Source organism: Pseudomonas sp. T8 (assembly GCF_024610635.1).
GTDB classification, from domain to species: Bacteria; Pseudomonadota; Gammaproteobacteria; order Pseudomonadales; family Pseudomonadaceae; genus Aquipseudomonas; species Aquipseudomonas chlororaphis_I.
The window spans coordinates 2394282-2407394 of sequence record NZ_CP102374.1 but is presented as its reverse complement, the minus strand read 5'-3'; the positions used below and the strand labels follow the sequence as shown (position 1 = coordinate 2407394).

General features: G+C 63.1%; 11 protein-coding genes. 6 read left to right on the top strand and 5 right to left on the bottom strand.

Annotated elements, in window-relative coordinates; all coding sequences use genetic code 11:
• Positions 1-10: 10 nt before the first annotated feature.
• From NRG23_RS10725 to gcl, 3 genes are all read right to left on the bottom strand, one after another.
• Positions 11-901, bottom strand: a complete 891-nt coding sequence (locus tag NRG23_RS10725) for a 2-hydroxy-3-oxopropionate reductase (protein ID WP_009047744.1) — start codon at positions 899-901, stop codon at positions 11-13.
• Between the two features lie 161 nt (positions 902-1062).
• Positions 1063-1845, bottom strand: coding sequence for a hydroxypyruvate isomerase (gene hyi, locus NRG23_RS10720; RefSeq protein WP_016702225.1), 783 nt, complete (start codon positions 1843-1845; stop codon positions 1063-1065).
• A 137-nt stretch (positions 1846-1982) separates the two neighbouring features.
• Entirely contained in the window at positions 1983-3758 is a 1776-nt protein-coding gene (gene gcl, locus NRG23_RS10715) for a glyoxylate carboligase (RefSeq protein WP_028681915.1), read from the bottom strand.
• A gap of 264 nt (positions 3759-4022) precedes the next feature.
• Between gcl and NRG23_RS10710 the strand changes: the two genes are divergently transcribed.
• Positions 4023-4463 carry a heme-binding protein gene (locus NRG23_RS10710; RefSeq protein ID WP_110176699.1) on the top strand — a complete coding sequence of 147 codons (441 nt, stop codon included), beginning with the start codon at positions 4023-4025 and terminating at the stop codon, positions 4461-4463.
• Positions 4464-4595: 132 nt separating this feature from the next.
• Here NRG23_RS10710 and NRG23_RS10705 read toward each other — a convergent pair whose 3' ends face one another.
• Complete coding sequence (locus tag NRG23_RS10705) at positions 4596-5204, bottom strand: TetR/AcrR family transcriptional regulator (protein ID WP_038631046.1); 609 nt, start codon at positions 5202-5204, stop codon at positions 4596-4598.
• A 135-nt stretch (positions 5205-5339) separates the two neighbouring features.
• On the opposite strand from NRG23_RS10705, the gene NRG23_RS10700 reads away from it, so the two are divergent.
• Positions 5340-6266 carry a DUF808 domain-containing protein gene (locus NRG23_RS10700; RefSeq protein ID WP_016702222.1) on the top strand — a complete coding sequence of 309 codons (927 nt, stop codon included), beginning with the start codon at positions 5340-5342 and terminating at the stop codon, positions 6264-6266.
• Positions 6267-6317: 51 nt separating this feature from the next.
• Here NRG23_RS10700 and NRG23_RS10695 read toward each other — a convergent pair whose 3' ends face one another.
• Positions 6318-7733 (bottom strand): PLP-dependent aminotransferase family protein, encoded by a 1416-nt coding sequence (locus tag NRG23_RS10695; protein WP_009047750.1) that lies wholly within the window; start codon positions 7731-7733, stop codon positions 6318-6320.
• A 275-nt stretch (positions 7734-8008) separates the two neighbouring features.
• Here NRG23_RS10695 and NRG23_RS10690 point away from each other — a divergent pair, with 275 nt between their 5' ends.
• From NRG23_RS10690 to NRG23_RS10675, 4 genes are all read left to right on the top strand, one after another.
• Positions 8009-9013 carry an inducer of phenazine A gene (locus tag NRG23_RS10690; RefSeq protein ID WP_009047751.1) on the top strand — a complete coding sequence of 335 codons (1005 nt, stop codon included), beginning with the start codon at positions 8009-8011 and terminating at the stop codon, positions 9011-9013.
• A 185-nt stretch (positions 9014-9198) separates the two neighbouring features.
• Positions 9199-11376 carry an iron-containing redox enzyme family protein gene (locus NRG23_RS10685; RefSeq protein WP_257374612.1) on the top strand — a complete coding sequence of 726 codons (2178 nt, stop codon included), beginning with the start codon at positions 9199-9201 and terminating at the stop codon, positions 11374-11376.
• Between the two features lie 16 nt (positions 11377-11392).
• Complete coding sequence (locus tag NRG23_RS10680) at positions 11393-12436, top strand: inosamine-phosphate amidinotransferase (RefSeq protein ID WP_016702219.1); 1044 nt, start codon at positions 11393-11395, stop codon at positions 12434-12436.
• 14 nt (positions 12437-12450) lie between these two features.
• Positions 12451-13077, top strand: a complete 627-nt coding sequence (locus NRG23_RS10675; protein ID WP_009047754.1) for a LysE family translocator — start codon at positions 12451-12453, stop codon at positions 13075-13077.
• Positions 13078-13113 lie beyond the last annotated feature (36 nt).

The following is a 13113-nucleotide window of genomic DNA, read 5'->3' as shown; positions in this document are numbered from 1 at the left end:
TGGCGTTCTCTTACTTGTCGCGGATCGAGAAGTTCGCCATGTGTTCCAGGCCCTTGATCAGCGCCGAGTGGTCCCAGTTGCTGCCGCCGATGGCCGCGCAGGTGCTGAACACTTGCTGGGCGTTGGCGGTGTTGGGCAGGTTGATGTTCAGCTCCTTGGCGCCTTGCAGGGCCAGGTTGAGGTCCTTCTGGTGCAGGCTGATGCGGAAGCCCGGGTCGAAGGTGCCCTTGATCATGCGCTCGCCGTGCACCTCGAGGATCTTCGAGGAGGCGAAGCCGCCCATCAGCGCTTCACGCACCTTGGCCGGGTCGGCGCCGTTTTTCGCGGCGAACAGCAGGGCCTCGGCCACCGCCTGGATGTTCAGGGCGACGATGATCTGGTTCGCCACCTTGGCGGTCTGGCCGTCGCCGTTGCCGCCGACCAGGGTGATGTTCTTGCCCATGGCCTGGAACAGCGGCAGGGCGCGCTCGAAGGCCTGGCTGTCGCCGCCGACCATGATGCTCAGGGTCGCCGCCTTGGCGCCGACTTCACCGCCGGACACCGGGGCGTCCAGGTACTGCGCGCCTTTCTCGTTGATCCTGGCGGCGAAGGCCTTGGTCGCGGTTGGCGAGATCGAACTCATGTCGATCACCACCTTGCCCGGGCCGACGCCCGCGGCCACGCCGTCGGCGCGCAGCAGCACGTCGTCGACTTGCGGGGTATCCGGGACCATGACGATGATGAATTCAGCTTCCTGGGCCACTTCCTTGGGGCTGGCCAGGGCGACCGCGCCGGCGGCGACCAGGTCGGCCGGGGCCGCGTCGTGGTGCTGGGACAGGAACAGGCTGTGACCGGCTTTTTGCAGGTTGGAGGCCATTGGGTGACCCATGATGCCGGTGCCGATGAATCCGATTTTAGCCATGAGAAAATCCTCTTTTTGTTAGGTAGCACGCCCTCTGTAGGAGCGAGCTTGCTCGCGAAAAATGGCAGGGCGCCGTGTTCATTCAGGATGCCTGCGTCATCGTTGACGACCTTCGCGAGCAAGCTCGCTCCTACAGCGATGAACGATGACGCGGTGTGCGATCAGATTGCGTTGTGGCTCTTGAGCCAGCCCAGGCCGGCTTCGGTGGTGGTCAGCGGCTTGTATTCGCAACCGACCCAGCCCTGGTAGCCGATCTTGTCCAGATGCCCGAACAGGAAGTGGTAGTTGATCTCGCCGGTGCCCGGTTCGTTACGCCCCGGGTTGTCCGCCAGCTGGACATGGTTGATCGCGTCCAGGTGGCCGGACAGGGTCCGGGCCAGGTCGCCCTCCATGATTTGCATGTGGTAGATGTCGTATTGCAGGTACAGGTTGCTGCTGCCGACCTGCTCGCGAATCGACAGGGCCTGGGCCGTGTTGTTCAGGTAGAAGCCCGGGATGTCGCGGGTGTTGATCGCTTCCATCACCAGCTTGATGCCCGCGGCCTGGAGTTTCTCGGCGGCGTACTTGAGGTTGGCGATAAAGGTCTTTTCCACCGTGGCATCGTCGACGCCTTGTGGGCGGATGCCGGCCAGGCAGTTGATCTGGGTATTGCCCAGCACCTGGGCGTAGGCGATGGCCAGGTCGACCCCGGCGCGGAACTCTTCGACCCGGTCCGGCAGGCAGGCGATACCGCGCTCGCCTTTCACCCAATCGCCCGCAGGCAGGTTGAACAGCACCTGGGTCAGGCCGTGGGCGTCGAGTTGCGCCTTGATCTCGGCGGAGCTGAATTCATAGGGGAACAGGTATTCGACACCACTGAAGCCGGCCTCGGCGGCGGCCTTGAAGCGGGCGAGGAAGTCCTGTTCGGTGAACAGCATGGACAGGTTGGCGGCAAAACGCGGCATGGTGGTCTCCTGTAGAGGTATCAATCCCTGTAGCCGCTGCCGCAGGCTGCGATAAGGCCGAAGGCCTTCGAGGATCCTGAGATCTTGCGCATCCTGCGGATGCGATCGCAGCCTTCGGCAGCGGCTACATAGGGGTGTCAGTCGAGCAGGGAAATCGCGGTCGGGGCGTCGTTGCCGACCAGCGCCAGGTCTTCGAATTCGTTGACCGCGTTGATCTCGGTGCCCATGGAGATGTTGGTGACACGCTCCAGGATGATCTCGACGATCACCGGCACCTTGAATTGCTCGAGCATTTCCTGGGCCTGGCGCAGGGCCGGCTGGATGCCCGCCGGCTCGAATACCCGCAGCGCCTTGCAGCCCAGGCCCTCGGCGACCGCGACGTGGTCCACGCCGTAGCCGTTGAGTTCCGGGGCGTTGAGGTTGTCGAAGGACAGCTGCACGCAGTAGTCCATGTCGAAGCCGCGCTGCGCCTGGCGGATCAGGCCCAGGTAGGAGTTGTTCACCACCACGTGGATGTACGGCAGCTTGAACTGCGCGCCCACGGCCAGCTCTTCGATCATGAACTGGAAGTCATAGTCGCCCGACAGCGCCACCACCTTGCGGCTCGGGTCGGCCTTGACCACCCCCAGCGCCGCCGGAATGGTCCAGCCCAGCGGGCCGGCCTGGCCGCAGTTGATCCAGTGGCGTGGCTTGTACACGTGCAGGAACTGCGCGCCGGCAATCTGCGACAGGCCGATGGTGCTGACATAGCAGGTGTCCTTGCCGAACACCTGGTTCATCTCTTCATACACCCGCTGCGGCTTGACCGGCACGTTGTCGAAGTGGGTCTTGCGCTGCAGGCTCGACTTGCGCTGCTGGCAATCCTGCAGCCAGGCGCTGCGGTTCTTCAGCTTGCCGGCGGCCTGCCATTCGCGAGCGACTTCGATGAACACGGTCAGCGCCGAGCTGGCGTCGGAGACGATGCCCAGGTCCGGGGTGAATACCCGGCCGATCTGGGTCGGCTCGATGTCCACGTGGATGAATTTACGGCCCTCGGTGTAGACGTCCACCGAGCCGGTGTGGCGGTTGGCCCAGCGGTTGCCGATGCCCAGGACCACATCCGACTTGAGCAGGGTGGCGTTGCCGTAGCGGTGGGACGTCTGCAGGCCGACCATGCCGACCATCTGCGGGTGATCGTCGGGGATGCTGCCCCAGCCCATCAGGGTCGGGATGACCGGGATACCGGTCAGTTCGGCGAATTCCACCAGCAGTTCGCTGGCATCGGCATTGATGATGCCGCCACCGGCAACCAGCAACGGCCGCTCGGCCTGATCCAGCAGGGCCAGGGCCTTTTCGACCTGGACCCGGCTCGCCGAAGGCTTGGCTAGCGGCAGCGGCTGGTAGGCGTCGATGTCGAATTCGATCTCGGCCATTTGCACGTCGAACGGCAGGTCGATCAGCACCGGGCCGGGGCGGCCGGAGCGCATTTCATAGAAGGCTTTCTGGAAGGCGTAGGGCACCTGGCCCGGTTCCAGGACGGTGGTCGCCCACTTGGTCACCGGCTTGACGATGCTGGTGATGTCGACGGCCTGGAAGTCTTCCTTGTGCAGGCGGGCCCGCGGGGCCTGGCCGGTGATGCAGAGAATCGGGATCGAGTCGGCCGAGGCGCTGTACAGGCCGGTGACCATGTCGGTGCCGGCAGGGCCGGAGGTGCCGATGCACACGCCGATGTTGCCGGCTTTGGTACGGGTGTAACCCTCGGCCATGTGCGAGGCGCCTTCAACGTGGCGAGCGAGGACGTGATCGATGCCGCCGACCTTTTGCAGGGCGGAGTACAGCGGGTTGATGGCGGCACCCGGGATGCCGAAAGCGGTATCGACCCCTTCACGGCGCATCACCAGAACGGCGGCTTCGATTGCTCTCATTTTGCTCATAGTTTTGTGCCTCTTACGTTTTGTAATTGTATACAAGTGGCTTTGCGCTGAGTGTATTCATGGCGAGTGTTGCAGGTCAATCCATTTTCTCTCGCGCTTGGATGCGTTCGTCCGGTGCCGATAAACAGGCAGCTTTTCGTCGGAAGCAGGGATTTGCGAAAATTATTGTATACAAAAACAAGGTTTGTTGTGTTCTATTTGTTATATCGATCTTCTTATCGGAACACCCCAATTTTTCCCAATAACAAAATAAGGACGGCACCCATGAGCGCTTTAACCTTGAACGTTGCAGTCAGCCTGGCCGGCAAGGCCCTGGCCTTTGGCCGTGAGATCGGCGCGGCACCCTTGACCATTGCGGTGCTCGATGCCGGCGGGCATCTGGTGACCTTGCAGCGCGAAGACGGGGCCAGCCTGCTACGGCCACAGATCGCCATCGGCAAGGCCTGGGGCGCGATCGCCCTGGGCAAGGGCTCGCGCCTGCTGGCGCTGGATGCGCAGCAGCGGCCGGCCTTTATCGCCGCGCTCAATAGCCTGGGGCAGGGCAGCGTGGTGCCGGCGCCGGGTGGGGTGTTGATTCGTGATCAGCAGGGGGTGGTGGTGGGTGCGATCGGCATCAGTGGCGACACCTCGGACATCGACGAGCAATGTGCGATCAGCGCCATCGAGGCGCAGGGCTTGCGGGCGGATGCGGGTGTGAGTGCCTGATCTGTAGCCGTGTAGCTGCTGCCGCTACCGCTACCGCAGGCTGCGATCGCACACCACGGGTGCGCAAAATCTGAAGATCGCTGAAGACCTTCGGCCTTATCGCAGCCTGCGGCAGCGGCTACAGGGGCTGGCTTACTGGTCCGTTTCGCAGCCCTTGAGCACCAGGCGGATGATGGTCTGGGCGGCGGCTTCGTAATCGGACTCGTCCAGCTTGGCCTTGCCGGTCACCACCGAGATCTGCCAGTCGAAGTCGGCGTAGGTCTGGGTCGCGGCCCAGATGCTGAACATCAGGTGGTGCGGGTCGATGGGTGCGATCTGGCCACGATCGATCCAGGTCTGGATGCAATCGATGTTGTGCTTGGCCTGGGCGTTGAGCTGCTCGACCTGGTCCGGGCTCAGGTGTGGGGCACCGTGCATGATCTCGCTGGCGAACACCTTGGAGGCGAAGGGCAGGTCGCGGGAGATGCGGATCTTCGAGCGGATGTAGCCGCTCAGTACTTCGCTGGGCATGCCGTCGGCGTTGAACGGGGTCGAAGCCTGGAGGATCGGCTCGATGATGCTTTCCAGGACCTCGCGGTAGAGGTTTTCCTTGGATTTGAAGTAGTAGTAGACGTTGGGTTTGGGCAGCCCCGCCTTGGCCGCGATGTCGCTGGTTTTGGTCGCAGCGAAGCCTTTGTCGGCAAACTCTTCACTGGCGGCACGCAGGATCAGTTCTTTGTTGCGCTCGCGGATGGTGCTCATAAACCAGGTGATTCCTTGCCTGTTCGGGCGGTTGCGCATGGTAGCACCGGCCTTGCGCGAGGCTCAAGAATGCCCCGCCGGCCCTCGTTGCGCGCTATGCTTCGCAACATTTATGACCTCAAGGAACCCTGATCCATGGCCGGAAGCAGTTTGCTGGTGCTGATCGACGATATTGCCACGGTACTCGACGACGTGGCGCTGATGACCAAGATGGCGGCGAAGAAGACCGCCGGGGTGCTGGGGGACGACCTCGCGCTCAATGCCCAGCAGGTTTCCGGGGTGCGCGCCGAGCGCGAATTGCCGGTGGTCTGGGCGGTGGCCAAGGGCTCGTTCCTGAACAAGCTGATCCTGGTGCCCGCGGCGCTGGCCATCAGTGCCTTCGCGCCCTGGCTGGTGATACCGCTGCTGATGCTCGGCGGTGCCTACCTGTGCTTCGAGGGCTTTGAAAAGCTCGCCCACAAGTTTCTCCACAGCAAGGCCGAGGATCAGGCCGAGCACCAGCAACTGATCGAAGCCGTGGCGGACCCGGCCACCGATCTGGTGGCCTTCGAGAAGACCAAGATCAAGGGCGCGATCCGCACCGACTTCATTCTCTCGGCCGAGATCATCGCCATTACCCTGGGCACCGTCGCCGACGCGCCGTTGATGCAGCAGGTGGTGGTGCTTTCGGGCATCGCCATCGTCATGACCGTCGGCGTGTATGGCCTGGTGGGCGGCATCGTCAAGCTCGACGACCTCGGCCTGTGGCTGACGCAGAAGCCGGGCCAGGTCGCAAAAAGCATCGGCGGCGCGATCCTGCGCGCAGCGCCCTACATGATGAAAAGCCTCTCGGTGATCGGCACCGCGGCCATGTTCATGGTCGGCGGCGGCATCCTGACCCACGGCGTGCCGGCGGCGCATCACTGGATCGAGACTGTCACGGCGCACACGGCCGAGGTGGTTGGCGGGTTTTCGCTGATCATGCCGACGCTGCTCAATGCCGTGGCCGGCATCATCGCCGGCGCCGCGGTACTGGTCGTGGTGTCGCTGGGTGGCAAGCTGTGGCGCGCGGCCAGGGCCTGATTCGTTGAAGGCCCTCGCCGCTGCAGGACGAGGGGCGAGGGCGAGGGTCTGTCAGGCAGGGAGCAGTTGCGCGACCGCCAGGCCGATCTTGTTGATCGCCTGTTCGATCTTGCGGTTGGGCACGCCGGCAAAGTTCAGCCTGAGGCAATTGCGGTACTTGCCGGCCGCGGAAAAGATATTGCCGTTGGCGATCTGGATGTCCTCGGCTTCCAGCAGCCGGTTCAGGGTGTAGGTGTCGAACTCGTCCGGCAACTCCACCCACAAAGTGAACCCGCCCTGGGGTTTGCTGACCCGGGTGCCTTCCGGCAGGTAGCGGCTGACCCACTCGGTCATCAGGTCGCGATGGCGTTGGTACTGTTTGCGCATCCGTCGCAGGTGCGGCAGGTAATGACCCTTGGCAATGAATTCGGCCACCGCCAGCTGCGGCTGGGTCGCGGTGGTGCCGGAGCCGACGTATTTCATGTGCAGCACTTGCGGCAGGTAACGCCCCGGGGCGATCCAGCCGATCCTCAGGCCCGGCGCCAGGGTTTTCGAGAACGAACTGCACAGCAGCACGCGCCCGTCGTCGTCGAATGACTTCAGGGTGCGCGGCCGCGGGTAGCGGAACGCCAGGTCGCCATAGATATCGTCTTCGATGATCGGCACGTCGTAGCGCTGGGCCAGGCGGATCATCGCGCGCTTGCGATCGTCCGGCATGATGTAGCCCAGCGGGTTGTTGCAATTGGGCGTGAGCTGGATGGCCTTGATCGGCCACTGTTCCAGGGCCATTTCCATGGCTTCCAGGCTGATGCCGGTGACCGGGTCGGTGGGAATCTCCAGGGCCTTGAGGCCGGCGGCCTTGAGCAACTGGATGATGCCGTGAAAGCAGGGGGAAGCGATGGCCACGATGTCGCCGGGTTCGCACAGGGCGCGGATGGCGATGGACAGGGCTTCCTGGCAGCCGCTGGTGACGACGATTTCCGCGGGCGTCAGGCGGCAACCGGAGTCGACGCCGAGGCGGGCAATCTGCTCGCGCAGGCTCAGCACACCTTGCAGGTGGTTGTATTGCAGGCTCGGGCTGTCGCTGCGCCGGCTGATTCGCGCCAGGGCGGTCAGCAGCGGCTTGAGGGTCGGCGCCGTGGTGTCGGGCATGCCGCAGCCCAGTTGAATGGCATTGGCGTTCTGCTCCTGGCGCATCAGGTCCTGCACCAGGTCCCACTGGGAGATATCCACAGGTCGCAACGACGGCCGTCCCATCTTCGGTAACTCCGGCAAACGCCGGCCGGCCGGGACGAAATAGCCCGACTTGGGCTTGGGGATAGCCAGTCCCGAGCTTTCCAGAACCCGATAGGCCTGTTGCACGGTGGTGAGGCTGACGCCGTGCTCGAGGCTCAGGGCCCGCACCGAAGGCAAACGCTCCCCCGGCCCGTATAACCCCTGCTCAATGCGGCTGCTGATGTATTCGGCGAGATTCAGGTATCGAGTCATGCGGGGGACTGTAGCGACTCATCTGTCGTATAAAAAGTTACAGATTCCACTTTTTTTGAAAATTTTTAGAGGCGAAAAAGCAATCTGTACTGAGAAAAATCATCCGGCGTGTACCTATAAGACAGTGGTTGCCTTTGGGAAGATGGCCCGCATCGCACTGTACTGGTTGTTCTTAAATACAGTTGCGACGCAATTCAGAGTCCCCCCGGGCAACGTATAACGGGCTTCCCCCTCAGGCTACTTTAGACGATGACTTCTCAAGGAAGAGCAGGGTAATGACGGCAAGGATCAAACTGACTCCACAGATGGCTGAGTACGAGCAGAAGTTCACCGACGGTGGTGAGGTTCGCTGGCTGCCTTATTTGATGTATTTCCATCCTACCGACCACCGTTCGGAGGTGGTCAATACAGATACCTCGGGCTTCCGCTATTCGGAACTGCTGGGCATACAGTATTCAGTGGCCAACAGCCGCCACGCCAAGAGCGTGCGGGTGCTGGCCGGTAGCTCGACCGTGTTTGGCATCGGTGCCAGTTCGGATGCCTGGACATTGCCTTCGCGCCTGGCCGAGAACGATCCGGACAGCAAGCCCTGGATCAACTTCGGCGGACGCAGCTTCAACTCGACCCAGGAACTGACGCTCTTCACCCTTTACCGTCATTTGCTGCCCAAGGTCGACGAAATCGTGCTGTTTTCCGGGTTCAACAACCTGGGGCTGGCCCGCCAGCCACAAAGCAGCCGTGGCGAACACGGCGCTTTCTTCAACTGCAACCAATTCTTCGACGCCATGCGTCCGGAGTCTCAGGCGCCCAAGCGCGGCATGTTCCGCGCCTTGCTCGGCAAGGAGCAGGAAGAGCCGACGCCCGAGCCGCCACCGACCATGGAAGAGCAGATCGACTACGCCGCCGACCTGACCCTGCGTCACCTGGATACCTGGCGCGCGCTGGCGGCCGACATGGGTGCCAAGCTGACCTTCATTCTGCAGCCGCTGGCCGGCTGGGTCCGGGAAAAGGGCTGCGACGAGGAAGAACAGCTGTTCGCCGAGCTGGATCGCGCTGGCAGTTTCAGCGAGGTCTATGGCGACATCCTGCAACCCAGCGTCTGCGAGGCCTATGCCGCCCGCCTGCGCGAGGGCGCCCAGAAAATGGGCGTGCGTTTCGTGAACATTACGCCGCTGCTGTCCGAGGCCCTGCGGCCTGAACAGTGGTTGTTCGTCGACCGTATTCACTTCACCGACCAGGGGAATGATTTCGTCTCGAAAATCATCCTCGATGTTCTTTAAAGGAGTCTGCCATGAGTTACATCAAGAGCTTGTTCCAACGCCTCTTCGGCAAGAAGAAAAAGAAGAAGCCGGACTCTTCGATCTACCCGATGTTCTGATCTCGACACCCGATGTCATTGCTTGCCGATGACTGAGGGCCGGCAATGGATTGCCTTGGTCTCCAACCTGGAAGGGAAGTAAACAGTATGTGGCGCCAGTTTTATCGATCAGTCAGCAACCCCGAGAGCTTTCTGGGGGATGTCAGTATTCGGCGTCTGATGGGCCTGGCCGCACCGGGGGAAACCGGTGCGGAAGGTCTGTCCGGGGTGCGGGTGCAGATCGAGCACTGGCGTGACGAGCAGGCCCGGGTTTACCGCGAACTGGCCAGCCAGGCCGCGGAGCTGGGCAACCAACGGGAATTCGCCGAGGCCCTGCTGGTGCACTCGGCGCCATTGGCCTCGGTGCTGGGTTGCTGGCTGCAAGGCATGAGCGCCCCCGGGGTTTTCGAGGACAGCGCGCAGCTCAGGCTCATGGAGCTGCTGGCCCACGACGTCGGCGTCGGGCGGCCCCTGGCATCGCGCGCCGATCACTTCAAATCGCTGTTGGTGCAGGCGGGGCTGACCGCTTATGCGGTTTCGCCGTTCGAGCTTTCCACGCTCCCCGACCTGCCCGACGAACTGTTCGAATTACCGGCATTGCTGCAAGCGGTGAACCGCCGCAGCGATGCCTTTGGCGACACCCTGTGCGGCATCGACTATGCCTGGCGTGCCTTGGGGCTGAGCCCCTGGTGGGCGGTGCTGGACGCGCAGCAGCTGGATGTCCGCCGACTCGACCTGAACCAACTGGATGAAAGCGCGGGCGACAGCTCGGCGCTGGAGATCTCCCTGTGGGTCTGCGAGCAGGTCGCCAATCAGGGCAACATTCGCCGCCTGCAACTGGAGGCGGGCGCCCAGTGGTTGTTCGCGGCCCTGAAGACGTTCAACGAGCGGCTGCTGGTGCACTGTCGGGCGGCGGTATCGCCCGAGCGCCTGATGGGCAAGATGATCCAGCGCATGGCCCGGGCCGGCGCGGTCTATCACCAGGATTACAAGATGGAAGGCCGCAGCCTGGCGCAGTGGCTGCGTGAGGCCCAGGTCGACCCGGTGCCGCTGCTGGAGATGCTTTCGCGCAGCCGCCTGATCGTGCCGGGCAACGCCGAGAAGAGTCTGCTGGTCAATACACTGGTCGCGCCGAACGGGCGCATGTTCCGGATCTTCAGCGAGGCCGACCTGAGCGTCATCCGCAAATGGATCGATGGCCTGTCCGGCCCGATCCAGCGCGCAGAAGCTGCCCAAGTACCAACGCCAAGCCCTTGCAATGCAGTGGTTCCACAGGTGCTGGGCGAGGGCATTCAGGAGCAGGGCCAGTGGCCCAAGAGCCTGCGCGAGGCCTATTTCGTCTTGCAGGGCAGGGCGCTGGCGCCTCGCACCCAGGCTTTTGCCCAGGCTTATGTGACACGTTGGCTGGAGCAGTCGCGCCGCTCGCTGCAAAACTCCGAACGCACCTTGCCCGAGTCCTGGAATGTCGGCGTATTGCGCGAATGGCTACTGGACAAGCACGACCGCCACGGTCAGGAGTTCGAAGAAAGTGACCCGGCGGCCATGCCGTCGCGCGAAGAAATCGTCGATTCCACCCTGCAACTGGCACCGCTGACCCTGATCGACGGCGCCTGGCTGCAGGGTTTCACCGACCTGACGCTGGCCTCGTCCCATGTCGGTTACGCGTTGTTCCAGACTTACTGGGACGAACTGGGCAACGGCTCCTATGCGTTGAACCATCCGAAAATCTACCGCGACGGCCTGCGCCAGATGGGGCTGGAGCTGGCGCCTACCGGTGCCCGCGAGTTCGCCGAGGATGAGCGGCTGCGCGAGGCCTCGTTCCGCTTGCCGGTCTACTGGCTGTGCCTGGGCAAGCTGCCGGTGACCTTCATGCCGGAAATCCTCGGCATGAACCTGGCGATGGAACTGTCGGGGGTGGGCGGCAGCTACCGTTCGGCCCGGCGCTTCCTCCGGCACTACGGCTTCAGCACGGCGTTCGTCGACCTGCACAACACCATCGATAACGTCACCACCGGGCATTCGGCCTGGGCGGTGGACGCCATCGACGCCTACATGCGCCAGGTCGCCGCGACGAAGCCGGCGGAACTGGCAGAACACTGGCTGCGGGTCCGCGTCGGCTACGAGTCCCTGGCACCGCAGCCGGACCGCTTGACGTCCTGGTTGCAGCGCCTGGGCATCGGCTCCGCGGGCGCGGTGCTGCCCCGGAGCAAGACGCGGGGCGAGGATCAGGCGCTGTTTCACCATGAACCTATTGTCCCTGCCGCGCCGGTTGGCGTAACGGCCTGAACATCAAGGAGTGTCCATGTCTCTGGTCAACGTGCACAACGAGTGGGATCCGCTGGAAGAAATGATCGTCGGCGTCGCCCAGGGCGCGCAGGTGCCGCGACCCGACCGCGGCCTGTTCGCCCTGGATTACAGCGAGCAGCATGACTACATCGAGGACATTCCATCCGGCCCCTATCCGCAGCAGGTGATCGAGGAAGCCAGCGAGGACCTGGACGCCTTTGCCGCCTTCCTGCGTTCCCACGGGGTCATAGTGCGGCGCCCGGACGTCACTGACCATCGCGCGGTATTCGGCACTTGCGCCTGGAAAACCGACGGCGAATACAACTACTGCCCGCGGGATGTGCTGCTACCCATCGGCCAGACCATCATCGAGGCGCCGATGGCGCTGCGCAGCCGCTACCTGGAACCGTTCGCCTATCGCCGGCACCTGGCCGAATACTTTGCCAGCGGCTCCAACTGGATTTCCGCGCCCAAGCCGCAGCTGCTGGACAGCACCTACCGAATCAACCCCAAGAACGGCTCGATCATTGCCAATGACGAGCCGATCTTCGACGCCGCCAACGTGATCCGCGTCGGCGAGGACATCCTCTATCTGGTTTCGCGCAGCGGTAACGAACTGGGTTGCCAGTGGCTGCAGCGGGTGCTGGGCGATCGTTACCGGGTGCACCCGGTGAGCGGCGTGTACGACGGCACGCACCTGGACACCACCATCACCGTGGTCCGCCCGGGGCTGGTGGTGCTGTGTCCGGAGCGGATCCGCAAGGACCAGGTGCCGGCGCTGTTCAAGAACTGGGACATCATCTGGGCGCCGGAAATGGTCGACACCGGCTATTGCTGGTCCTACCCGCGCGCGTCGATCTGGCAGGGCATGAACTTCATCATGGTCAACCCGGCGCTGGCGGTGATCAACGACCAGCAAGTGCCGCTGATTCGCGCCCTGGAGAAACACGGTATCGATGTGGCGCCGCTGAAAATGCGCCATGCCCGCAGCCTCAGTGGCGGCTTCCATTGCGTGTCGGTCGACATTCGTCGCCGCGGCACCCTTGAAGACTATCGTTGAGCGGAGCCTGGGGCATGCAGAATCTGGACTACTACGCCGTCATCCTGTTCGCGATTTCCACCTGCGTGACGCCGGGGCCGAACAACGTGATGCTGATGTCCTCCGGGGTCAACTTCGGCATCAGCCGCACCCTGCGCCACGTCGCGGGCATCAACATCGGCTTTCCACTGATGCTGATCGCGGTGGGGCTCGGCGCCGGCGCGGTGTTCCATCGTTATCCCAGCCTGCATGACATCCTGCAGGTGATCGGTGCCCTGTACATGCTGTATCTGGCCTACCGGATCGCCACGGCGCCCACGGTCGATCTCGACGACCAGGGCGGGCGCCCGCTGGGCTTCACCGGCGCGGCGCTGTTCCAGTGGGTCAACCCCAAGGCCTGGATCATGGCGGTGGGCGCGGTCCTGGCCTACACCACGCCGGTCGGTTCCTACAGTGCGCAGATCCTGCTGATCGCCTTGATCTTCTTTCTCTTCGGCTCGCCCTGCTCGATGGTCTGGGTGCTGTTCGGACGTTATTTGCGGCGCTTTCTCAGCGAGCCGAACCGGCTCCGGCTGTTCAACATTTCAATGAGTGTGTTGTTGGTGGTGTCGTTGATTCCGGCATTAAAAAGCCTGCCGGTCTCAAGTTGGTTGCACGGATGACGGACTGTGCACAGACACAGGGAATTTCCATGGATT

Bases quoted from the DNA above. Each gene is read 5' to 3' on its own strand.
- NRG23_RS10725 (WP_009047744.1), bottom strand. From the start codon at position 901: ATGGCTAAAATCGGATTCATCGGCACCGGCATCATGGGTCACCCAATG.
- hyi (WP_016702225.1), bottom strand. From the start codon at position 1,845: ATGCCGCGTTTTGCCGCCAACCTGTCCATGCTGTTCACCGAACAGGAC.
- gcl (WP_028681915.1), bottom strand. From the start codon at position 3,758: ATGAGCAAAATGAGAGCAATCGAAGCCGCCGTTCTGGTGATGCGCCGT.
- NRG23_RS10710 (WP_110176699.1), top strand. From the start codon at position 4,023: ATGAGCGCTTTAACCTTGAACGTTGCAGTCAGCCTGGCCGGCAAGGCC.
- NRG23_RS10705 (WP_038631046.1), bottom strand. From the start codon at position 5,204: ATGAGCACCATCCGCGAGCGCAACAAAGAACTGATCCTGCGTGCCGCC.
- NRG23_RS10700 (WP_016702222.1), top strand. From the start codon at position 5,340: ATGGCCGGAAGCAGTTTGCTGGTGCTGATCGACGATATTGCCACGGTA.
- NRG23_RS10695 (WP_009047750.1), bottom strand. From the start codon at position 7,733: ATGACTCGATACCTGAATCTCGCCGAATACATCAGCAGCCGCATTGAG.
- NRG23_RS10690 (WP_009047751.1), top strand. From the start codon at position 8,009: ATGACGGCAAGGATCAAACTGACTCCACAGATGGCTGAGTACGAGCAG.
- NRG23_RS10685 (WP_257374612.1), top strand. From the start codon at position 9,199: ATGTGGCGCCAGTTTTATCGATCAGTCAGCAACCCCGAGAGCTTTCTG.
- NRG23_RS10680 (WP_016702219.1), top strand. From the start codon at position 11,393: ATGTCTCTGGTCAACGTGCACAACGAGTGGGATCCGCTGGAAGAAATG.
- NRG23_RS10675 (WP_009047754.1), top strand. From the start codon at position 12,451: ATGCAGAATCTGGACTACTACGCCGTCATCCTGTTCGCGATTTCCACC.